The sequence below is a fragment of the Neolewinella persica DSM 23188 genome (assembly GCF_000373105.1).
Taxonomy (GTDB): domain Bacteria; phylum Bacteroidota; class Bacteroidia; order Chitinophagales; family Saprospiraceae; genus Neolewinella; species Neolewinella persica.
This window is the reverse complement of record NZ_KB890424.1, coordinates 108,676-131,720: the sequence shown is the minus strand read 5'-3', so window position 1 is coordinate 131,720 and position 23,045 is coordinate 108,676. Positions and strand designations below refer to the sequence as shown.

Sequence of the window (23,045 nt, the reverse complement as noted above, 5' to 3'; positions counted from 1 at the left end):
TGATGCCGCAGCTACCACTCACTCATTCTGCAACTCAGTGCCGGTCCGTAAAGAACAAGCACCGTACACTAAACAGCTTAGTGGTCGACAATAACAACAATGCTTTTGAGCGTTTTTTCCGTACCCACAGGATTCGATGTGGGAACAGTTAATGCTTTTCAGGTACTTTCGATCAGCTAGACTCCAGTCGTTTTAAACATTAGTTACTTATTTTTTAGGTTGTTTTTCGGTTGGAAACAATGCCATGGGATCTTGAATCTTCACATTTCTGCGTGTTATGAGCTTACCAAGCTGACGCTCTGAAGAGGTCCCTTCTTTTGCCCAAAGACCATCGACACCATATCGTATTCCCATTAGTTCGGACAATATTCTGAAGTACCTACCTGCGGTGTAATCCTTCCCCCTACCCCGTTTTCACCTATTCCCCCAGTGCATAAATGCAGCTGGAGGTAGGATACGCTACGCATCAAAACCGACCTTTTTTTACTCAAAACAGAAACGCACGCTTTATATGAAATGGATTTTGACACTGTTTTTCGTTTTTCAGTACCTGGCTTTTTTAGTCGCCCAAAGCCAGGGGGAAACCCCGCCAGGTGATTCAACCGCCTTTCGCATTAGCAACCAGGCCTTTTGCGGCCCTGCTGAAGAAAGGTCACGGGAAGAAAAACAGGAAGAAGCCGACCTGTTTTTAGCCTGGCAGCAAGCTGCGTCAAAACAGTCGAAGGCCCCGACGACCCGCACTCTTCCGATCGTCATTCACCTGCTGGAAGACGTACCGGGCATATCGGACGAGGCCGTAGTTAATGCCGTAGCCTCCCTGAATAATGCCTACACCCATTCTCAAAAATATCCCAACGGTGGCGACTTCAGCATCGGCACCCGTGGAGTAGATACCGAGATCGAGTTTTGTCTGGCACAGCGGGCACCAGACGGCGGATTAACCAACGGCATCGTCCGATGGGAAACGGACTACGCCCGCATGGATGTGGACCTGGAGGACGCCAAACTAAAAACACAGGGCCAGTGGGACCCTCGTCGATACCTGAACATTTGGGTAGTTTCGAGCGGCATCGACACGGAAATAGACCAAAGCTACCGGGGGAGTACCAGCTGGGACCGGGACAGTGGCTTAGGAGGTTATTCCGGCGGGCCCGGCGGCGTAGTGGGTCCCGATGCGCCTACGGATGGCGTGATCGTGGTTGGCCTGGGCGCAGCCCTGGTCGCCCATGAGAACGGCCATTACCTGAGTTTAGCGCACACCTTTGCGGGTGGCTGCTCCAATAATGACTGCCTGGTCGACGGGGACGGTATTTGCGATACGCCGCCCGACAACAGTCGGGCGGGCTGTAACCAGAACAGCTGTGATACCGATACCTTGTCCAACTACAGTAATGGTTTCTTCCCCACTGATGTACCGGACATGACGTCCAATTTCATGGACTACAGTTCCTGCCCCAATGAATTCACCCAGGGCCAGGCCGATAAGATGCATTTCGTCATCGACAACTATCGAAACCAACTTGCCATAGAAGCCCCCAGTAACAATGATGCCTGTAACCGACCATGTACGGCTGACTTCAATATTTCGTTTGACATTAACGAGCGCTACCGGGAACCCAACGTGCCTTACGATTTTACCAGTTCGATCACCGGTACCGATTCGGTAGACACGTACGAATGGTACGTAGAACGCATGGGGAGCCCTTCTTTCAACTACTCCATTGCCTGGCTGGAAGGCTACGCCCCCTCCACGTCAACGGTGGCGACCACGCCTGATTTAACGCATACCTTTTCCGAAACGGGAAAGTTCCGGGTTTACCTGAAAGCCTGGAACAGCGCGGACCCGGATTGCTATACTTCCTATTCCCGAACGATACGCGTTACCTGCCTGGCGATCGACGCCCGCTTTACGCCCAACGTGCGATTCATTGCCGCCAAGCAACCGGGGGGAAAAATGATCGACTCCGTACTTTTCACTAACCGGTCCGTCAATGCCACCTCCTTTGAATGGACCGTCGTACACGAGCCCTACGACAGCATGGCACCGGCCCAGCCCGATTTCTTTTCTGACTCAACCGACCTGAACCATACTTTCCTGGAGCCAGGCGACTATTTCATTACGCTGATCGCACGAAACGGAGCGATGTGTACCGATACCATGGGGCCATTTAAATTACCGGTGGTTGATCCTACCATCGACGGCCATTTACGCATCAACCGGGTAGATTGCTATAGGGAAGACAGCCTTCGGGTGTCCTTCCGTATGGACAACTACGGGTACGATACCATCCGCGTGGGTATGCCGGTTACCTTCTTTGATGAAGACCCGAGAAGCGCTACGCCGGCACCAACCGTATTGGGGACCTATTACCTGGACGAAGTGGTGTACGGAAAAGATGACCGGGTGGACTTTGTCGCAATCGTACCCGCCAGCAAACCCAAACTCGACCAGGTCTGGGCAGTTTTCAACGCCGATGCGGACGTCCCCATACCCATTACCTGGCCTGCATCGGATTTAAACGTTATGTCCGTCAATTCCGAATTCCCCCCTACCGGTTTCAATGAGCTGAATTATGGGAATAACCAGGCTGGCCAAAGAGACTTTCAATTCCGGGCGAATCTCGAAATGGTGGATGACGTAGCCTGCAAGTTTACGGAAGTCCGGCTAAGGGCCGGACACAGCAACGGCAGAGACCTGACCGGCATTGAATGGTTGCCCGCTACCGGACTCTCCTGCGATGATTGCCTGGAGCCGGCCCTGAGTCTACAGGATGTGGACCGGACCCAAATGTTAGTATTAACGTCCGAGTATTTCTGTAAGGACACCGTCAGCCTGATGATTCCGGTTATAAAACAGGACATCCCCCTACCAACGGTAAGTGATCCAGCCGATTTTTGCCGGCAAGCCGACCAGATCGACGTTACGACTTACGTCAGTGGCCAACAGCTAAGCTGGTACGATTCTCCCAGCGATAATTCGGGGCGATTTGACGCACCGGACATGCCGATCAATACGCCGGGCACCTTCAGCCACTGGGTCAGTCAGACCATCAGCGGGTGCGAAGGCCCCCGCGCGCCGTTCACCTATACCGTAGTTGAACTGCCCGCCCCGCCGTCCGTAACTCCGACACCAAACCTTTGCGAAGGCGAAACTGCGCCCGATCTGGCTTCCTTTGTCACGGGACCAAACATAATTTGGTACGATCAGGAAACCGGCGGTACCGGGAGTAATCAGACGCCGGCGATTTCTACCGCTCAGGCGGGGACCTTTCAGCACTGGATAAGCAGCGCAGATGCAACCTGCGAAAGTGAACGCGTGCTGGTCTCCTATACGGTAATTGACGTGAGTGCTCCACCACAAGTGTTACCTCCCACAAACATCTGTTTCGGAGATGCTCCGCCAGACCTTACTACAAGGGTGCCCGGAACGGATCTGCTGTGGTACCCGAGTGAAACCGGGGGAGCAAGCCGTTCTACGGCGCCAAATATTGACACAAATACTCCCGGAACGTATTCCGTCTGGGTCAGCCAAACCAGCACCAATTGCGAAAGTCCGCGCGCGGAGGTTACTTACACCGTCCAGCCCGAGGTGCAGCCACCGACGATTACCGACCCCGCTGACCAGTGCCGGGACAACGGCACCCTTAACCTGTCCACCTACGCAACTGGTCAGCAGTTGAGTTGGTATGTAGACCAAGACACGCTGGTAGCCACGGATGCGTTTACGGCCGCAAGTCTGGACACCACGGGTACCTTCACATTTTGGATCAGCCAGACCGAAAACAACTGCGAGAGCGAACGCCTTCCGCTTCAGTATACCGTACATCCCGTACCGGATACGCCAGCCGTTGCCGACCTAATTGATTTTTGTGCAGGAGGCACGGTACCCAACCTTGCCCGGGCAGTAAGTGGCGACAACTTACGCTGGTACTCGAATGCCACGGCCGGAACCAGCGCAGATACGCCGCCAGCCATAAATTCCGCTGCGCCCGGCATCTACACCAACTGGGTGAGCCAAACCGTGGCCGGTTGCGAAAGCGAGCGCGCCGAAGTTTCGTTTATCATCAACCCAATTCCGAGCGCGCCCCAAGTCCAACAACCGCAGGAATTATGCGTAGGTACCGCAGCACCCGACCTGGATGCTATGGTAACGGGCACCGACATAAGGTGGTACCAGAACCGGGACGGAGGGAGCGGTAGCAACACCATCCCCATCGCAACGACCGATGTTCCCGGAAGCTATGGGGTTTGGGTGAGCCAAACACTTGATGGGTGTGAGAGTCCGCGGGCCGAAGTGCCCTATAAGATATTACCGACCTCACCTTTACCGCAGGTCGTCGCTGACCTGCCGGATATCTGTGCGGGTGCGCAGGCACACGAGTTGGGAGGTGCGGTGGCGGGTATGAATCTGCAGTGGTACAACGAGCCCACCGGCGGCGTTGGAACGAGCACCGTGCCGACCACCAGTTCCGAATCAGCGCAGGTGTATTCCTTTTGGGTGAGTCAGTCCGAAAATGGTTGTGAAAGCCCCCGCGTGGAAGTTGGGTTCGTCGTAAATGCCATCCCGGAAGCCCCCGACCTCATGGACCCGACCGACCTGTGCGTGGGTGATCCGTCCCCTGACCTCGCTGGGTTGGTGACCGGCGAAGGCCTGCGCTGGCACGCAAGTGCCAATGCAGATTCGGGAAGTATAGCTTCGCCGCTAGTCTATACCGACGTGGCCCAGGCCTATCAATTCTGGGTAAACCAGAATATTTCTGGTTGTGCCGGACCGCGCATTCCGATTAGTCTTACCGTTGCCGGAATTGATGCCGTACCGGGCGGCCCTTACGAAGTGGTCGAGGGGAATTCCCAGGCCATTGAGGTTGGGGTGTCTACGTTTCCGGCAAACACCAGTTACACCATCGAATGGACGGATGAAACGGGTATGGTCATGGATTCAGACAGCACGACCCTCGTCGTGAGCCCCACCGAGCCGACCTATTTCACCGCGCTGGTCGTGACGGACAACTGCCTGGAGGAAGTAGACGTAGAAGTGGACCTGATCTACCTCATTGATCCGACACAAATATTCTCGCCCAACGGAGATGGCCTTAATGAAACCTGGTACATCGATGATATTGAGGAATACCCCAATGCGGACGTAACGGTCTTTAATCGCTGGGGGAGCGTCGTTTATCAAACCTCACAATACCAAAACGACTGGCCAGGGACCTGGAAAAATGGAGAACCGCTTCCGGTGGCTACCTATTATTTCGTCATTGATTTGAAGCGTGCCGGGACTGAGGTGGTTACTGGTAGCGTGACGATTGTTCGCTGATTTTAGCTCGTCCGACGAAGCGGCTGTCAGGCCTGACTCGTCGGCCGAGCGGTCGTGACAGGCCCGGAATCACTCGACGGAGGAGCCAGGGTTAGCGGTCGTGGAAGACCCGGAACCCCTCGGCGGACGAGCCAGCTCCTGCGTCGCGTCTCGGCCGACGAGTGATCCCTAAGCCCGCCTCAAATTCAAGTTCTGTATACCAACAACTTACCTCCCAATAAAATATGCATTCAATCTACCAACTTTGTTTTCTGTTACTGGGTACTATCGTTCCCACCTTCGTTGCCTTGCACGCGCAACAATTGCCACAATACACCCAGTTCTCCCTAAATCCTTTTTTGGTGAATCCGGCGCTGGCCGGAACGGAGGACTTTATTGACCTGCGGGCGGGCTACCGCTCGCAATGGAGTGGTTTCAAGGATGCACCGCAGACGGCTTATTTCTCCGCTCATTCCAGCCTGAATCCCGTGAGAAGGGGGTATGGCAAACAGGCCGCTACCGCCAGCCGGACAGCAGTGGGGATGACGCTGTCGCACGACAAGACTGGCCCGCTGAAGCAAAGCAACGGCAGCCTCACCTTCGCCTATAATTTTGCCCTGAACCGACACGGGTTGCGGGCCTCCTTCGGACTGAACGGTGGCATCAAAGGTTTCTCTTTTAATCCGGAGGGCTACACGGATCATGTGTTGGATCCGGATGATCCCACGATTCAGCAAAGCGTCGGCAAAGTCCTGTTGGATTTAGGGGCTGGCGTTTGGCTGTACAACGAGGAATTCTTTGCGGGCGCTTCCTCCTCTCAACTCTTCAACCCGGATTATGAGGCCGGGGGAACCGCCGGCGAATTCGCGCCCGAAACCGCCCTTTTACGGCATTACTTCGTAATGGCTGGCGTGAAATTAAAGCTGGGCTACGAAGCCTTTCTAGTGCCTTCTGTTTTGGTCAAACAAGTTGCCGGCGCGCCTATTTCTTACGAACTAAATGCGAAGGTGATGCTGCAGGATCGCTACTGGCTGGGCGGCAATTACCGGCACGAAGACTCCTTTGCCGTATTTGGTGGGCTGTTACTCAATGATCGGGTATCGGTCAGTTATTCCTTCGACCTGGTGCTGTCTAAGATTCGGACGGCTGCCGCTGGCAGCAATGAGATTCATGTGGGGTACCGGATTTTTTCTGAGGGGGTGGTTTGTCCTAATCGGTTTTGGTGAGGTTTTTTATGGAGTGTTTTTTTTGGGGCGGGGACGCGGGTGCTGTGGAGGTTTTGAGGCCGGTGCCCGTCCGACGGATCCTTTTTTGCGGGGCGACGAAGGAGCCAAACGCGAAAAAGTTTGTCTGACGGGTCAGGGGCAAAAACCTCCAAAGTCAGACCAACATACTTAGAACCTCTCCAAAGCCGGCAGACAAACTTTTCGTCCGGCTGCGCCAGGCCGAAAAGGATTTGTCGGACGGCCACCCTGCTCCTCCAACCAAAATAGCACCAGCGCCCCCGCCCCCAAAACCCCAAATAACCGTACTATTGCAACCCTTCCCCCTCCCCAGGAGTTAACAGGCTCAACTTACCCCACAACTTTGACCGACGCGCAAAAAACCTACCTAACCCACCAACGCCATCTGGTCCAACTGGAACGGGACGAAGAACGGCGGCTGCACCTGGAAGTCATCCAGGCCATGCCGCTGGTGAAACGTGTAGCCAAAGGCTACAGCTGGTACCCGCTGCAGGTCACCGAAACGGGCTACGGTATTGGCGGCCGGCCGACGGTGACGGTGGTGCGGGAAGGGGAAGAGAGCCACCGGTTCCGGTCGGGTACGTCCATCAACCTGATGACGACCCAGCCGATGGTCAATGGTCCGCAACGGTCCGGGGTGATTCACTACATCAAGAAAAACACGATGAAGATCGTGCTGGGCGGCGAAGACCTGCCAGACTGGCTCAACGGCGGCGGCGTGGGCGTTGACCTGATGTTCGACGAACGGACCTACGTGGAAATGGACCGCGCTCTGCAACGGCTGGAAGACGCCGAAGGCGGCCGCGTCGCGGAGCTGCGCGACGTGATCATGGGCGTAAGACCAGCGGAATACCGGCCCGTCGATCCTTCGGCCGTGGCCCACCTCGGCCACTTGAACGACAGCCAACGATCTGCCGTGCAGGAGGTACTTGGGTCCGACCACCTCAGTCTCATCCACGGCCCACCCGGAACGGGTAAAACGACGACGCTGGTAGCCGCAGTGGGCGAACTCGTAAAAACCGAACACCGCGTCCTTTTCTGTACACCCAGCAACTCTGCGGCGGATCTGGTCACGATGCGACTGGCAGAAATGGGCCTCAGCGTCGTCCGGACCGGCAACATCAGTCGGGTAGAAGAAGATGTATTGCGCCATACCCTCGACATCCAGATTGCCGGACATCCGGACACCGAACAGGTAAAAAAACTGCGCAAAGAAGCGGCGGACCTCCGCAAGAAGGCCAACAAGAGAAAGGGCCGCGAAAAAGGCCTCGCTTTTCGGGACGCCGGTCGACTGAGCAAATGGGCAAGCCAGCTCGAGGATCGTACGCTGGATCACGTACTGGACACTACCCAGGTGGTGGTCTGCACCCTCATCGGCGCCGCGGCCAGCATCCTGAGTAACCATGACTTCAAGACCTGCATCATCGACGAAGCCGCTCAGGCACTTGAACCGGCCACCTGGATTCCCATCCTGAAATCCAACCGCGTTGTGCTGGCCGGAGACCCCTACCAGCTGCCACCAACGGTCAAAAACCGGGAGGCGGAGAAAAAGGGATTCACGGAAACGCTACTGGAAAAATCTCTGGCCATCCACGGCCGCAACGCCCTGCTGGAAGTACAGTACCGAATGAACGAACCCATCATGGGTTACAGCAACGAGTACTTCTACGAGGGGCGGTTGAAAGCAGCTGATTTGGTCGCGAAGTGGAGCCTGCCCGGTGTTCCACTGGCGGAGTCCGTAGTCTTTATCGATACAGCCGGCACGGGCTTCGAAGAAAAACTGCACCCCCGGTTCAAAAGCCGGTACAACGACGGGGAACTGAACATCCTGATGGAACACTTGCTCGATCTGCGCAGTGCCATCCCCCCCGAAGACCTGCTGCCCACAGTGGCGGTCATCACCCCCTATCGCCAGCAAGTGATGAAAGCCGAGGACCTCTTCGATGAAGAACCTCGCATTGACGATTTCAACCTCACCATCAATACCGTTGACGGTTTCCAGGGCCGGGAACGGGACGTGGTATACCTCTCCCTCGTCCGCTCCAACGAAAAACAAGAGATTGGTTTCCTCGGCGATTACCGCCGGATGAACGTGGCCATTACGCGGGCTAAGAAGTACCTCATCGTAATTGGGGATAGTGCTACGATCGGGAACGATAAGTTCTTTGCGGGGTTCCTGGAGTATGTTGAAAAGCATGGGTTGTATCAGACTGCCTGGGAGTATATGAAATAGTCTTGTGATCTTGTAGTTCGGTAGTCTTGTAGGCTACCGCAAGGGGAGCTCGTTCCGCTCGTGCGGCTGCTTCGCAGCTTGGTTCTCACAGAGGTTCGCCGTATGAGCGAAGCGAGCAGAGCCGTACTACAAGACCACAAGACTAAAAGACTACAAGACCATGATCCTCGCCTTCGACGCCCACTACTCCAACACCGCCAGCAAACTGGTAGCCGCCAGTTTCAACGATTGGACCGATCCCACTCCACTGGATATCCACGTATGGACCTCCGGCGCTGCCGCCCCCTACCAGCCCGGTCAATTCTACCTAAGGGAGATGCCCCTAATCATCAAAGCATTGGAAGATTTCAACCTGGAGGACGTAGAGGCGATCATTGTGGATGGCTACGTCTACCTCGACGCGAATGGCCGGCTGGGACTAGGCGGACACCTGTTTCATGAGCTGAACGACAAGGTTCCGGTCATCGGGGTGGCCAAGTCTTATTTCCGGAACAATAATGCCGTGCCGGTGCTGCGGGGAAAGAGTAAAAAACCGTTGTACGTTACGGCCTACGGTATGCCGCCGCAGGTTGCTGCCGGGCACATCCGTAGCATGGCGGGAAAATATCGGATGCCGGATGTTTTGGGGGCGGTGGATCAGGAGACTAAGCGTGACTAGTCAGATAGTCCAGGAGTCAAATAGTACGGACTCCCCGGCTCCTTAACTCTGTGCCCCCTCCGTGCCTCCCTCCGTGCTGCCCACTGTGAGAACCAAGCTGCGTAGCAGCCCCACGAGCGAAGCGAGCTACCACATTACTATCTGACTCTTTGACTATCTGACTCCTAAAACCCCGTACCTTAGCATCAAATTCCCTTATCATGATCAAAACCATTATTAAACTCGGCCTAGTGCTGGTCGTAGGCCTGCTCGGATACAATTACTTCTTCGGCAATGTTGAGGAAAAGGAGCAAAGCCGGGAGATTGTCGGCAAAGTAGGCGACTTGGGTAAAGACGCCTGGAACCTGTTGAAAGCCGAACGCCAGAAAATGAAAGATGGCAAATATGATGATGCCCTCGAAAAGCTGGACGGTCTTTACTCTAGCCTGAAAGGCAAGGCGCAGGACCTTAAAGACTCCGGCATACTTGACCGCCTCGATGAATTGGATGAGCGCCGCAAAGAGCTGGAAGGCCTGGTTGGCGAAAAAGGAAGTGAACTCTCTACGGATGCTAAACGTAAATTGGATGATCTCACCGCCGAGACCGAAGTGCTGATGAATGAAATGGAAGAAAAAAGCAAACCGGCACTCCCCCACTAAGCATTTATGAAAAAGCCACCTACGGAAAGGAAGATCATCCATATTGACATGGATGCCTTTTTTGCCAGTGTTGAGCAGCGGGACCATCCCGAGCTGCGAGGCAAGCCCGTTGCTGTAGGTGGCTCCAAAATGCGGGGAGTGGTGGCCGCTGCCAGCTATGAGGCCCGGGTTTTCGGCGTCCGCTCGGCCATGCCGAGCATTACGGCCAAGCGACTCTGCCCCCACCTAATCTTCGTCAAGCATAATTTTGAGCGGTACCAGGAGGTCTCCGAGCAGATCAGACAGATATTCCTCAGCTATACCGACCTGGTGGAACCCCTCAGCCTGGACGAAGCTTTCCTAGATGTAACCGAGCCTAAACGCGGGCCGGCCAGTGCGACATTAATTGCCCAGGCCATCCGCAAGGAAATTCAGGAGACCACCCAGCTTACCGCCTCAGCCGGCGTGAGTTTCAATAAGTTTTTGGCCAAGGTGGCTTCTGACATCAACAAGCCCAACGGTATGAAAGTCATCACCCGGGAAGAAGCGCCTGCTTTCCTCGCCGCCCTACCGGTCAAAGACTTTCACGGCGTTGGAAAGAAGACGGCTGCGCGCCTCGAAAAAATGGGCTTTCGGACCGGTGCGGACCTCGTTGTCCTGACCGAACTGGAAATAGCTCAACGCTTCGGCAAAATGGGCCGTCGACTTTACAGTATCGTCCACGCCCTCGATAATCGCCCGGTCAACCCTAACCGCATTCGAAAAAGCGTCGGCGCCGAACGGACCTATTCCGATGACGTAGCCAACCGCCACGAGATGCGCCAGAAACTCGATTGGTTGGCAGAAAAGGTGTTCAGTTACCTCAAGGAGAAAAACAATTTTGGCCGCACCATCACCCTGAAAATGAAGACGCCGGACTTCGTAACCCACACCCGGTCCAGATCCTTTGCCGGCGAAGTACGGTCCCTTTCCGATTTTAAAGAAACGGCTTATCAACTACTCGACGAGAACATTGAAGAAGTCCCCGTAGTCCGGCTTCTTGGCCTAAGTGTTTCCAACCTTGAACGAGAAGGCGCTGGAGGCGTTCAATTATTGCTTCCTTTTGAAGAGGAGTGAATTAGTTTTCAGGATTCAGTTTTTAGAATTCAGGGCCCAGGATTCAGTTTTCAGGGTCTAAGGCTCAGCAATCAACAATTAAAAATCAACAATCCCCATGACCTACGACCTCATCATCATCGGCGGCGGCCCTTCCGGCATCAACGTCGCCATCAGTGCCCGCAAAGCGGGCCTGTCCTACCTGATTCTGGAAAAGGGGATGGTAGTCAACAGCTTATTTTACTTCCCGGTCAATATGACCTTTTTCAGTACTTCGTTAAAACTGGAAATCCACGATATTCCCTTTATCAGCCATGGCGACAAGCCGACGCGGAGTGAGGCATTAGAATATTACCGGCGGCTCGTGCAGTCGCAGCAACTCAACATCAACCTATACGAGGAAGTGAAGGAGATGATGCCCGTTGGGGACGGGTCGTACACCGTCTATACCACCAAAGGAGACTACCACGCCAGGGCGATCTGTGTGTCTACCGGTTTTTACGATACGCCCCGCATGATGTCCGTTCCAGGTGAAGGCTTGCCGAAAGTCAAGCATTATTACGATGATCCACATGCTTACATTGGGCAAAAGGTCCTGGTTGTCGGCGCGGCCAACAGTGCCTGCGATGCTGCACTGGAGTGCTGGCGTAAAGGAGCGGAGGTAACGATGGCCATCCGCAGCGGTGAAATCTACGACCGTGTGAAGTACTGGATCAAACCGGACATCGAAAACCGGATTAAGGAAGGCAGCATCACCGCCTACTTCAACACCACCGTATCCGCCATTCGCCCCACGGAAGTAGACTTAGTAACGCCCGGCGGGCCGCTGACTATTGACAACGATTTTGTACTGGCCATGACTGGCTACCAACCCAATTACAGCCTTTTTGAGGCCCTCGGTCTGCCCATCAGTGACGACGACGCCTGCAAACCGGTCTTCAATGAGGACACCCTCGAAACCACCTTGCCCAACGTTTACATGGCAGGGGTGGCCTGCGCCGGCAAACAGACCAGCAAACTCTTCATTGAGAATACCCGGGATCATGGGGGGGTGATTGTTCGGAGTATCTTGGGGAAGAAGATTTAACCACTAAGGCATTAAGCGCACTAAGAAGCTACACTAAGGGAAGTGTGGGAGGAACCATTAAGAGTATTCAGGCATTAAGTCCTGTCGTAGCAAGGGGAAATCAGCCTCACCCAAACGAGCGAAGCGAGCGTGTACGTGCGCAGCTAAATCGCCTATCAAATATCACTTATCGCTTACCCCATATCGTTACGCGCCGCAGGCGCGCACGCAAAAAGCCTCTCCCCCGCGAACGGAGAAGAGGCTTTCCTTCATAACCCTAGAAATGGCGATTAGCCCAAGCGTTGGATGTGCTTGGCAAGGCCAGACTTCAGGTTAGCAGCTTTGTTTGGGTGGAAGAGGTTGCGCTTGGCCAGCCGGTCAATCATGCTGAACAGGCCAGGTAGCTGCTTCACAGCTTCATCTTTATCTTCCATCTCACGCACCTTCTTGATGGCGGTACGAGTGGATTTTTTGTAGTAGCGGTTGTGTAAACGCTTCTTTTCGTCTTGACGGATGCGCTTCTTTGCGGACTGGTGATGTGCCATTTTCTTCTAATTTTAGTATTCAGGGTCTGAATTGGTCCGCAAAGGTACTGCTTTTCATGGAAGTGAGAAAGGTTTTTTTCAGGAATACTTCCGCTATTTTTCAGGTGGCGAGGTCGCAGGTGCAAAAGAGAGGTTAAAAAGCAAAAAAAACAAGCAACGAAACATGCCCAGGCGAAAAAAGTATGCCTCGCCTAAGTTTTTTCTGCTGCGGAAGAAAATTCCGCCCCAAGCCACAAAAGCCCTACAAGCCACGTAAACAATAGAAAAACAGCTACTTTTCTTCTCCCCATTCACCGTTAAAGGCACGTTAAAGGCAGCTAACGGACACTTTCCATTTGTTATTGTCAGGAAGGGCTGCTTATCTTTGGGCCGTTGCCACTAGTAGTGGCCCATCATCGTCCCTTTCATTAAAAATGACTTCTATAGACCAACGTCTACTCTAACTCAACCGGAATTGCACGGTTTCCTCCGGGAATAATCCCAAGTTTTAGTATAACACGTTAAGTCATGGACTTTAAGTCATTCAATGATCAGGAACTGATCACACAATACCTTTCTGGCGAAGATCGCGCGTTCGAGGAACTCCTCGGCCGTCACCAACAGAAGATCTATACCAGCATCTACCTCTTTACCAAGGACCACAGTCAGGCTGAGGACATCTTCCAGGAGGTGTTCATCAAGATTATTGACACGCTCCGTCGTGGCAAGTATAACCACGAGGGCAAGTTCCTTCAGTGGGCCATGCGCATCAGCTACAATATGTGTGTTGATTCGTTCCGCCGCCACAAGCGCCGGCCGAAGGTTGGCCAAACGGAGACCTTCAACATTTTCGACGTGCTACAAAGCCCGGAGCGCAATGCCGAGGCAGACATGATCCGCACCCAGACACACGACAAAGTTCGTCGCCTGGTCGATGCACTCCCACCCGAACAGCGCGAGGTAGTTATCCTGCGCCACTACGCAGACATGAGCTTCAAGGAAATTGCTAAGCTCACCCGCGTCTCCATCAACACGGCCCTCGGCCGGATGCGTTACGCCCTGATCAACATGCGCAAGATGATCGACGAAAAGCAGATCGCACTTCAGTAAAATACACTAAGACCCAACCTGGAGCGCGGCAACGCCCGGGAAAGGCAAGCGCTCCCTTTTCGCTAGTGGTTGCACCCGCTTAGAAAAGTATAAACCTGACAATAGTTACAGATACACCCAATAGTGGGACCTTAACCGGAGGTTGTCAGGTGAGGAGAATTGAAGCCCCCGTTTGCGGAAAGCAGGCGGGGGCTTTGTTTGTTTTGCAGAACGCGGACAGTTGTCTCTGTATCATAAGTTTATGTATTTCCCTACTTATCGCGTAGCGACTGTCCTTTGAGTTGTCTGGGACAAGGAGGAACGACACAGTCCCAAGTAACGAAAATGTCCTTCTGGCCTGACGACGCTTCGCGTCGTGCTGTTGGAGATTGATCCACAACCCCGGACTTTGTCCGGGGTGAACTAGAGGTAGGGTGTTCGCTATGCGAAATACAAAAACTTACGTTACAGTATACTAGCCACCTTGAACAAGGAGTTGATAAACGTTTGATCTACAATGGGGAACTGGCTGGCATCAACCTATACAACTGGTTAAACGATAAAGGGGACTTTATGTAAACCTGGAATTCCATTCCAGATTTACATAAAATTATTCTCCAGAGAGGAACCAATGTTTAGGAATCAATATTGAACCCGTTTAAACTTAAAGGGGCACTAATCTAATAAAGCAAGTAGAACTTAACGCACTTCGCCACGCGGCCGGCGTTACCGCTCGGTGCCCGAGTCAAAGACTTTTCCGATCCTCAACTCAACAGATTATACAAAATCTGCACCGCCAAAATTTTCCCAATCAACACCACCGGCAACATTCGGGTGTAGCCGATGACCGGGTACTTGTTCCCGGCTTGTTCTACGGCGAAATCAAGTACGGCGGGTTGACTACCAACCATCCCGCCTAAGAAGCTGAAGGGGATCTTCAGCATTTTGTAACCAATGAGCAATGTTGCCAGCGTGGAAATGATGGCAATTGCGCCTCCCGCCAAAAAGACCTGGTAGCCCAATTCTGTTTGCAGGGTTTGATAAAAGGTTTGTCCGGAGCGAATACCGATCCCCGCCAGTAAGAAGATGAGGCCTACCTGCCGGAGCGTAAGATTCGCCCCATAGGGCAGCGTCCAGACAATGGGGCCGGTACGCCGTAGCTGGCCAAGGGCCAGGGCGACAATGAGGGGTCCGCCGGCAAACCCCAGGCTGAAGCTGTAACCGCCCGGCAGGGTAATGCTTATCATCCCCAGGAGTAGGCCAAGGGCGATACCCAGCCCGAAGGACAACAGGTTGATGCGGGAAAGGGCCTCGTAACTATTACCGAAGACCTTGAAGATTTCCGGGAGGTCATCACGATGTGCCACCATGAGGATCCGGTCTCCCAGTTCGAGGACGGTGTCTCCCGTGGCAAGCAGGTCCATGTCCCCGCGTTGCACGCGGGTGATGAGCAGGTTGAACCGCTGCTGCAGGTTGAGGCTGGCGATGGTTTTACCCGCCACGTCATCATTGGAGATAAAAAGGCGCCGGACGTCAAAGATGGTACGATCATAAGACAACTGCCCTTCAGCGATAGGGCCAATGAAGGCTGCGGCCCGCAAGATGCTTTCTTCTGTGCCAACTAAGACCAGCAGGTCATCTTCCTGAGGAACGGTATCCCAGGTACTCAGTGTCGTCAGCCCTTCATGTTGAATGCGGCCGAAGGCAACGTTGACGTCGTGGTCGCGGCGGAAGCTGCGCAGGCTATTACCGACAATGTCCGGGTGCTTAACGGCAAAGGTCCGGCTCGTCAGCTCTTCCCCCAGCGGATAATCGCGGTGAAGTTCCCCGGCTTCAGTCTGGTAATCAATCTTCAGGATTTTTTGCATGAGGAACAAAGCCAACATGACCCCGAGTACTCCCATAGGGTAGGCTAAGGAATAGCCGACCACTGCCTGCTCACTTGCTCCGGCGATTGCACCTGCGTCCGCGCCCTTCTGAATGGCATCCAACAAGCCCGCCAAAGCCGGCGTATTAGTGGATGCGCCTGCGTATAAACCTCCCGTAAGTGCCGCATCGAAGGAAAGCCACTTACCCAGGCCAATGGCCATGAGCGCAGAGATCAGCACCGTGAAGGTGGCGAAATAGACATCTTTGAAACCGTGGTGACGGAAGCTGGCAAAAAAGGCTGGGGCGGAACTTAGCCCGACGGTGTATACAAAAATTGCTAATCCGAGAAAAATGAGGAACTCTGGCACGGAGAGCTCCGGGCTGAGCGCCCCGAAACCCAGGCCAACAAAGAGTACTGCAGCGACGCCAAGTTTAAACCCCCGGATACGTATTTCACCGATGCCGTAGCCGATGGCAATGACGGTGAAGAGGAGGAGGAGGGGGGATTGGACTAAGGTCGAAAGCATGGGATGACGAACTAAAAATTGAAACAACGTCGAATTAGTCAATAGAGAACTCACCGTCGATGGCTACACCAATTCGTATAAGCGTTATTAAGTTGGGAAAGTTCAGACAGGACCAGATGTTGTGTACTTCACCATGTTCTTCAGATAGAAACGAGGATGGATCATCAAGGGTGTTAAGCCCTGGCTGAATGCCTGCTTTTGTTGCCGGGTGGTAAGTGGCGATACTGATGCTGCCGGAGGGGTTTTACCGACAACCATATTGATACAGGCAGTTTTCCGCAAGTGGGTAACATATTGCCATACAGAATCAATGTGGTGTACATGGAGGCCAGCCTCTTGCGCTACGGCGGCGAAAGATTGTTCGCTGAAAAAGTTAATGTGGGTAAGTGGTTCCCGGAGGAACGCCCATTCCAGCCAGGCGCCCAGTGGCACTTCAACATACAGTTTTCCATCGGGCCGTAATAGCGTAGCAAGTTCCTTTAAAACACTTACCGGATCGCTAACATGTTCTAGGGTATGTAAAGCAAAAATCAAGTCAAATGGTTCTTCTAAAACCGGACCGGCTTGCAGATCATTTCCAAGATAGGTGATACGGTCATCTTCCTTGGGATAATCAATATAATCAATGACGTAACCGCTATGGCCTCGATCAATGAGTGGTGACAGCAAGTATCCTTCAGCGCCACCGTAGTCAAGTATCCTGGCGTTAGTTTTATTTGTCAACAACTGTTGACTAAGCGCTACGGTCCTTGCGCGCCGTTCGGGGAGATGAGGAGGCCGTCCCTTTCTGCTGCTCAGATCGAAATCAGAGATGAGTCGATACTTTAATTTCAGGTCTTCCTGACTCAGCCGGGGGTCTGTCCAAATAAAACCACAGTTCTCACATTCCTTTACAGCAACCTCTCCTGCCGGACTGAAATGATCCCGGTAGAGTTTGTTTAGTAAATTGGTTCGTTCGTTTTTCCCTTCAGACGAAAAAACATGGTGGGCGATTTGGGCACTCTCGTCACTTGAGCAAACCGGACAACTTATATTTGCTTTCATATTTTTTTCATTTTCAACTTCTCTCCATTGCACCACACAACAAATAACCGGCTGCTTTTACTTGCTCATGCTTGGTGTCCTCGTGGAGGAGTTGGGACCAGGCGTTGGTCAAAGCTTGCTAAATACCTGAGCCAAAATGGTGTACACGTAGACGTGGTGACAAGCCAGTACCCATACGCCGACAAAGTTAACTGGTGTCACGACATATCCAATAATCCACTGATTGTGGCACACCCTACTAAAGGCGGGTACCCGCCTTACCTGCTTAAGCCAGCGCGAGGATTTGTAACCAAGGCCGGGTCGCGAATTCTTAAGCGGACGACCCATCCTATCGACGCTGCTCAGGGATGGTCTTCAACGATGCATCGGAAATGTACTGAACTACTTAATAAACATAAGTATGATGCCGTAATCCTTACGGTAGGTCCGTTTTCCCCTTTGCTTAAACTACCACAACTCAAGGAACAATTCCCGGACGTTTGTTTTGTGGTGGATTATCGTGACCCTTGGTCGTACTATCAAAAGGCCAGTGATGCCTCATCACCCGCTGGAATTGTTGCCCGAGAATATGCAGCGCTGCAACAAATGGATCAGGTGTGGGTGACAACGACGGATCACCAGAAAGCCTACGCTGACAAGTTCCCATTAATTGCGGACAAGTTGCGGGTCCTTTCCAATGGGTACGATCCGGAAGACATCACGGGTGTACAGGAGAGTAAACCCTCGGAGGACTATTGGGTCGCGATCCACCCTGGCTCCCTGGCTGGCAAACGACAAACGTCTCTGTTCTTTCTGTTGTCTGCACTGAGCAAAAATGATTTGCCCATACTTCGAGAGAAATTTCGAATCCACCTTTATACCAATACCGCGATATCCGTGGAGACTGTTCCGAATGATCTCCAAGCTGCGTATGATCATTACGTGACGATTCTGCACCCCGTTCCTGCCGAAGAAATGCTTCAACTTATTTCAAACGCAAGTTTTGCTATTGTCTTCGATGACCCTGCCCATACACTGACCTTACCCTCGAAGACCTTCGAGTACCTAGCGCTGGACAAAAAAATACTCTACATCGGCCCTGAAAAAGAGATTTTTCAGCAGCTATACGCCGAAGGCCACTACCAGGCCAGGGTGAATGAAGCATCCGTGAGTGAAATGCTCATCCGCTTGGCGAAAGAAGAAGTTTCAGGCAAAACCAAGTCCGGCAGTGACCTGAAAGAGCAATTCCGGATAGACCGCCTTACCAGGCAACTACTCTCCTTCTTTTAAGCTTTTATTCCATCGAGATCGAACAACCTCGATCATATCTATGACGCCGGATTTAATTAGCGGGGACATATTAAACCGGTGATTGATCCCTATAATCACTAAGACCGTCAGGCCGCTACGAACAATAATGTTGAAGAAGGGCCAAAAGGGCAGGCGCAGGTTGAAGATGATTAAAAAGAGCAGCGCTAGCACAAGGATCACGAAAAAGTGCTGCTTTTTGAAGGGCTGAATACCGACGGAGAAGTAAAGAAATACGCCGCGAATGAGGTTCACGAGGGTGAGGCTGATAAGGGTAGCAACAGCCGCTCCGTTAATACCGTAAATAGGGATTAAGTAATAGTTTGCAAAGCCGTTGCTAACGGCGAGGATCAGCACTATTCCAAGATTATACTTGTACAGGTGGGAGTAGCCCATTATTTCCCTGTTCGTCCCCCCCATCATATCGATCACCTTTGCCAGACCAAGAAAGCACACAGGCCACCAGAGTGCTTGCATATCCTTGGGATTAGAGGAGATTAAAAACAGGTCTGCCAGGTTAGTCAAAATCAGGATAAAGCCGGTTCCACCTATAAAGGTCAGGTTCAGAGACGATTTCTTGTAAATGTCACTGACCTCATCCCAACGATTGCCGAACACGGCTTTACTAATGATTGGTCCTGAAATAGCTGCGATTGCGACCTGAGGTACGGAGAGAAACCCGGCAAAATTCAATGCGTTCGTGTACTGTCCGTTTGCAAAGGTGTCCTTCATACCCGTCACCATGATGGCGTCAATATTAAATGCGATCACACTACCCAAAGAGCCAATTAATCCGTAGAGTGCATAGCCTCCAATTTCTTTAGTCCTTGTCCTGGTAAGGAACTTCCAATTAACCTTCCATTCTAGTCCACCGAGCGTTCCAAGGTAGATAATGAGCAGCACATTCATCAAGGCGTAAACAGCGATCAGAATCCAGCCAAAGGAGTTGGGCGAAATAACCTGAAGAGAAATAGCCAACACCAGTAAAGGCAGGAAGAATTTCAACAGGGTGTTGGTGATTATCTCAGGAATTACTATTCTGCCAAAATTTGAGATGTAGCGCTTGAGCAGGTCGGAAAGCCCCACGACTACCAACAGGAAGGCTATGATCGACTTATTCTTTTGGAACAGCGTTATGTCAAAATTCATCCAATTAAGGAAGCCCCAGAAGTATTCCAAAAAAAAGTAGACCCCTATTCCAGACAAGATCAAAGCACAAGAGAAAGCGATCAATAAAATGGAGAGAAATCCATTTCGGCCTTCCCCCTGAGAAAAGTCTGGGAAAAACCTAACCGGAAGACTTGTGATGCCTAGAGTGAGCAACGGGTACAGAAAAGCCACCATGCTCAACACGAAACGAATTTCCCCGTAAGCGTCGAATGCCATAGGATAAATGAACAAAGTACCTATTGCACCCAGCAGTGTAGCGGAATAGGTTACTATGGTTCGTTTAAAGCCCTGTCTTTGAATGACTCCCAATATTCAACTGTTTAAACCCAAAAGTAAAGCTACCTTCGTCGCTGTAAATTTGTAACAAAATGCGGACTTTTATAAAGGCGAAAGCGAGAGCCTATAGAAAGTGGCTCTTGCAGGAGGCCAAATCAGAGATCAGATCTTCTCAGGAATTGCAGTGGATCACCCGTAATATCCCGGTTCCAATACCTTCTACTATTGTATCTCTTCAGCCTTCAACTATCAACTGGATAGTTAACGAGATTATTATCAATAAACGCTCCAGGATACTAGAATTAGGGGCTGGTACTTCCACACAGATAATTGCGCAGTGTCTTTCCCAAATATCTGACGACAAGGTTGATCGTCGCTTGCTATCCATTGAAGAGAATGCCGAATGGGCCAGTCACGTATCTAACGTTATTTCTTCGAACGACAACCAAGGTTATGCCAGCGTAACTCATGTTCCCCGAGCCAATGGGCCGGGAGGCTTTTGGTACGATGAAACTGTCTTGAACGAAGTATTAGCAGATTTCAAACCTGATCTACTGATCATTGACGGGCCAGCCATAAAGCGGGAAAAACGCACCGCTGATCGTTCCCGTGTCTTCCACTTTTTCAGGGATCGCATGGCAGAAAGCTATACCATTTTCATTGATGATACAACTCGCAAGGCGGAACGTCAGCTCACGAAAGATTGGTCAGCATATGTAGATGCGAAGCCGTTTTTCTACAATGCTTATCTAGGTTTCATCAAAAAGGGGGCGGGCTTCAACAGTAAGCCAAACTAGTGATTGGTCAAAGGTCCCGCGTACATTTTCAATATTTCCCTGGAGTAGACTTCCCAGTGTAGCTCTTCTTCAATTGCCCGCTTGGCATTCCCAGAAAGGCGGTGGTAATGCTCTTTATTTTGGTATAACTTCACCACCGCAGCGACGTACTGATCTACCTGACGCTCGGTAAAGACCTCTCCGGAATCATACTTCTTTACCAGACGCGCCTGAGCGGTCGCGTCGCTGACTACGATCGGTTTACCAAAAGCCATAGATTGGAAGATCTTATTGGCAAACGTCGTATCGTGATGGAGGTTTCGATGCAGGGGGCAGATGCCGATGTCACTTGCGAGGATGAACGAGGGAAATAAGGGAAATTTTTGCCAGCCAAGATGATCCACATTTTTTTCCACGCCCATTTCTTTAGAATAGGCCTTTAAAGTATCATCATCCTTACTAGACCCTACGATAACGAGCTTCGCACTAGGGATTTTCTCCAGGATATCTGGCATACCGGCAATGGCGGTCTTAAGCCCGCGGCGAAGCCCCGTGTCCCCTAAGTACAGGATCGTGAAGTAATCCTTGTAACGTTCAATGATCTCTTGATCAAGTTGGTATTTTTCGTAAAAATTTCTGCGCACAGAGTTGGGGACAACGACGATTTCATTGGCCGGTTTACCAACTTCCTCCACGTAATAGTCTTTAGCTGCATCAGTGATTACGATGACCCGATCTGCCTTTCGAATATACTCGTACTCCCGCTTTTTCCACCAGGAAGGGTAGATGAGTAACCTGCCCAGAAAAGACTTGACGTGGGCGTAGAATTTCATGATTTCCGGACGGTTCTCGTGCAAATCAAGTACAACCGGAAGCTTTGCGCTGGCATTGCACCAAAATACCGTCCGGGCACTTCGCATATCCTGAATGTGTAAAACCTCGACTCCACTTGTTTCAATAAAATCTTTTACTGAAGGCTTCAACATGAGATGGTAGAGGGGAATGGTGTAAGCCAATGCAGAGATGCTTCTAAGCCATTTCGGCACCCCGTAGCGGTGTAAATGAATACCATTATGGATAACTTTCTCGCGTGAATCACTCCCAAACTTCAGACAGTAGAGGTGTACCTCATGGCCTGCAGCAATTAAGGACATGGCCTCGTTCTCCACTCTGGGATCCGGGGGAAATTTCTCGTCCAAAATCATGCCAATTCTCATACCTCGTAGTTATTAAATTAGTACGCTTAGTAAGCGTAGTTGTTGCGTAATTCTTTAATGGCATTGGCCCAGGCTAAGCTTGAAAAACTACGCTGCTGGCTTCACTTGCCCTCCAACAAAAATTGCACCCGCGCCCGCGCCCACCCCATCAGCCACCACTATTTCGCACAGCATGCACCAACTCAATAGCCGGCATAGCTGCTTCGGCCCGAAAGCCTCCGCCATTCAGGATGTCCTGATAGCTACGGGTATGCAACTCCGTGAAACCTCCGCTGAATTCAAACGCTTCTCGTCCAATCTTAAGCGAGCGATAAGTTCGTTCGCCGGTAGCCTTAACACTTTCGGGGAGATTATCGTAGTCTACACTTAGCACCCAATTGACGTTGGCCCTGGCCAATTTCAGGCGACCTCGAGCAATGCTTTTGCCATGCTCAAACACTTCCACTGCTTTTACTTCACCGAATATCCACATCAGCATATCGAAAAAGTGTACTCCGATGTTAGTGGCAATGCCGCCCGATTTTGACACATCTCCTTTCCAGCTGTAATCATACCACTTACCACGTGCGGTGACGTACTGTAAATCAACATCGTAAAGTGTATCCGCCGGACCGTCATCGATTCGTTTTTTCAGGGCCACAACGCTTTCATGTAATCGAAGCTGCAGGATGTTATAAATGTTACCGGGGTATTCTTTTTCCAGGTCCACCAGCGCTTCCAGATTCCATGGATTCAGGACGATGGGCTTTTCACAAATCACGTCAGCGCCAAGGCGAAGGCCAAACCTGATGTGTGCATCGTGTAAGTAGTTGGGGGAACAAATGCTTACGTAGTCGATTTTGACCTGCTTACGTTTCAACTTCTCCAGGTGGCGGTCAAAGCGTTCAAACTCCGTAAAAAAGTCAGCTTCAGGAAAATAACTGTCGATTACACCGACGGAATCACAGGGATCATAGGCCGCAAGGAGGTTGTTCCCTGTATCCTTGATTGCCTTCATATGCCGGGGAGCAATGTAGCCGGCAGCTCCGATGAGTACAAAGTTTTTCATGGTGCA

The 23,045-nt window shown here is 51.9% G+C and carries 16 protein-coding genes; 10 read left to right on the top strand and 6 right to left on the bottom strand.

The features are described 5' to 3' along the window. Positions 1–511 precede the first annotated feature (511 nt). The 7 genes from B036_RS0108950 (at position 512) to B036_RS0108920 (ending at position 12,233) form a co-directional block, all read left to right on the top strand. Positions 512–5,320, top strand: a complete 4,809-nt coding sequence (locus B036_RS0108950; RefSeq protein ID WP_020568366.1) for an Ig-like domain-containing protein — start codon at positions 512–514, stop codon at positions 5,318–5,320. Positions 5,321–5,544: 224 nt separating this feature from the next. Continuing rightward, positions 5,545–6,525, top strand: a complete 981-nt coding sequence (locus B036_RS0108945; RefSeq protein WP_020568365.1) for a PorP/SprF family type IX secretion system membrane protein — start codon at positions 5,545–5,547, stop codon at positions 6,523–6,525. A gap of 361 nt (positions 6,526–6,886) precedes the next feature. Then, complete coding sequence (locus tag B036_RS0108940; RefSeq protein ID WP_020568363.1) at positions 6,887–8,776, top strand: AAA domain-containing protein; 1,890 nt, start codon at positions 6,887–6,889, stop codon at positions 8,774–8,776. Between the two features lie 160 nt (positions 8,777–8,936). Continuing rightward, the gene (locus B036_RS0108935; protein WP_020568362.1) at positions 8,937–9,434 is read left to right on the top strand and encodes an endonuclease V; all 498 of its coding nucleotides are present in this window, start codon (positions 8,937–8,939) and stop codon (positions 9,432–9,434) included. A gap of 200 nt (positions 9,435–9,634) precedes the next feature. Beyond that, the gene (locus B036_RS0108930) at positions 9,635–10,072 is read left to right on the top strand and encodes a hypothetical protein (protein ID WP_020568361.1); all 438 of its coding nucleotides are present in this window, start codon (positions 9,635–9,637) and stop codon (positions 10,070–10,072) included. A gap of 6 nt (positions 10,073–10,078) precedes the next feature. Then, positions 10,079–11,167: a DNA polymerase IV gene (gene dinB / locus B036_RS0108925; RefSeq protein ID WP_020568360.1), complete on the top strand. Its 1,089-nt coding sequence runs from the start codon at positions 10,079–10,081 to the stop codon at positions 11,165–11,167. Between the two features lie 97 nt (positions 11,168–11,264). Continuing rightward, positions 11,265–12,233 (top strand): YpdA family putative bacillithiol disulfide reductase, encoded by a 969-nt coding sequence (locus B036_RS0108920; protein WP_020568359.1) that lies wholly within the window; start codon positions 11,265–11,267, stop codon positions 12,231–12,233. Between the two features lie 269 nt (positions 12,234–12,502). On the opposite strand, the gene rpsT is transcribed toward B036_RS0108920, so the two are convergent. Next, on the bottom strand, positions 12,503–12,757 hold the full coding sequence (gene rpsT, locus B036_RS0108915) for a 30S ribosomal protein S20 (RefSeq protein WP_020568358.1): 255 nt from the start codon (positions 12,755–12,757) through the stop codon (positions 12,503–12,505). A gap of 507 nt (positions 12,758–13,264) precedes the next feature. On the opposite strand from rpsT, the gene B036_RS0108905 reads away from it, so the two are divergent. Continuing rightward, positions 13,265–13,846: an RNA polymerase sigma factor gene (locus tag B036_RS0108905; RefSeq protein WP_020568356.1), complete on the top strand. Its 582-nt coding sequence runs from the start codon at positions 13,265–13,267 to the stop codon at positions 13,844–13,846. 743 nt (positions 13,847–14,589) lie between these two features. On the opposite strand, the gene B036_RS0108900 is transcribed toward B036_RS0108905, so the two are convergent. Next, on the bottom strand, positions 14,590–16,221 hold the full coding sequence (locus B036_RS0108900; protein WP_020568355.1) for an aspartate:alanine exchanger family transporter: 1,632 nt from the start codon (positions 16,219–16,221) through the stop codon (positions 14,590–14,592). A gap of 102 nt (positions 16,222–16,323) precedes the next feature. After that, on the bottom strand, positions 16,324–17,265 hold the full coding sequence (locus tag B036_RS0108895; protein ID WP_026231829.1) for a class I SAM-dependent methyltransferase: 942 nt from the start codon (positions 17,263–17,265) through the stop codon (positions 16,324–16,326). 27 nt (positions 17,266–17,292) lie between these two features. On the opposite strand from B036_RS0108895, the gene B036_RS0108890 reads away from it, so the two are divergent. Next, positions 17,293–18,534, top strand: coding sequence for a glycosyltransferase (locus B036_RS0108890; RefSeq protein ID WP_071596766.1), 1,242 nt, complete (start codon positions 17,293–17,295; stop codon positions 18,532–18,534). On the opposite strand, the gene B036_RS0108885 is transcribed toward B036_RS0108890, so the two are convergent. Next, complete coding sequence (locus tag B036_RS0108885) at positions 18,517–19,938, bottom strand: oligosaccharide flippase family protein (RefSeq protein ID WP_020568352.1); 1,422 nt, start codon at positions 19,936–19,938, stop codon at positions 18,517–18,519. The genes B036_RS0108890 and B036_RS0108885 overlap by 18 nt on opposite strands. A 152-nt stretch (positions 19,939–20,090) precedes the next feature. On the opposite strand from B036_RS0108885, the gene B036_RS0108880 reads away from it, so the two are divergent. Further along, a complete protein-coding gene (locus B036_RS0108880; protein WP_020568351.1) occupies positions 20,091–20,795 on the top strand; it encodes a class I SAM-dependent methyltransferase in 705 nt (234 codons plus the stop codon). Here B036_RS0108880 and B036_RS0108875 read toward each other — a convergent pair. Together B036_RS0108875 and B036_RS0108870 are read right to left on the bottom strand one after the other, a co-directional pair. Next, positions 20,792–21,991 (bottom strand): glycosyltransferase family 4 protein, encoded by a 1,200-nt coding sequence (locus B036_RS0108875; RefSeq protein WP_020568350.1) that lies wholly within the window; start codon positions 21,989–21,991, stop codon positions 20,792–20,794. The two genes, B036_RS0108880 and B036_RS0108875, sit on opposite strands and share 4 nt — an antisense overlap. A gap of 148 nt (positions 21,992–22,139) precedes the next feature. Then, a complete protein-coding gene (locus B036_RS0108870; protein WP_020568349.1) occupies positions 22,140–23,039 on the bottom strand; it encodes a Gfo/Idh/MocA family protein in 900 nt (299 codons plus the stop codon). Positions 23,040–23,045: the final 6 nt, after the last annotated feature.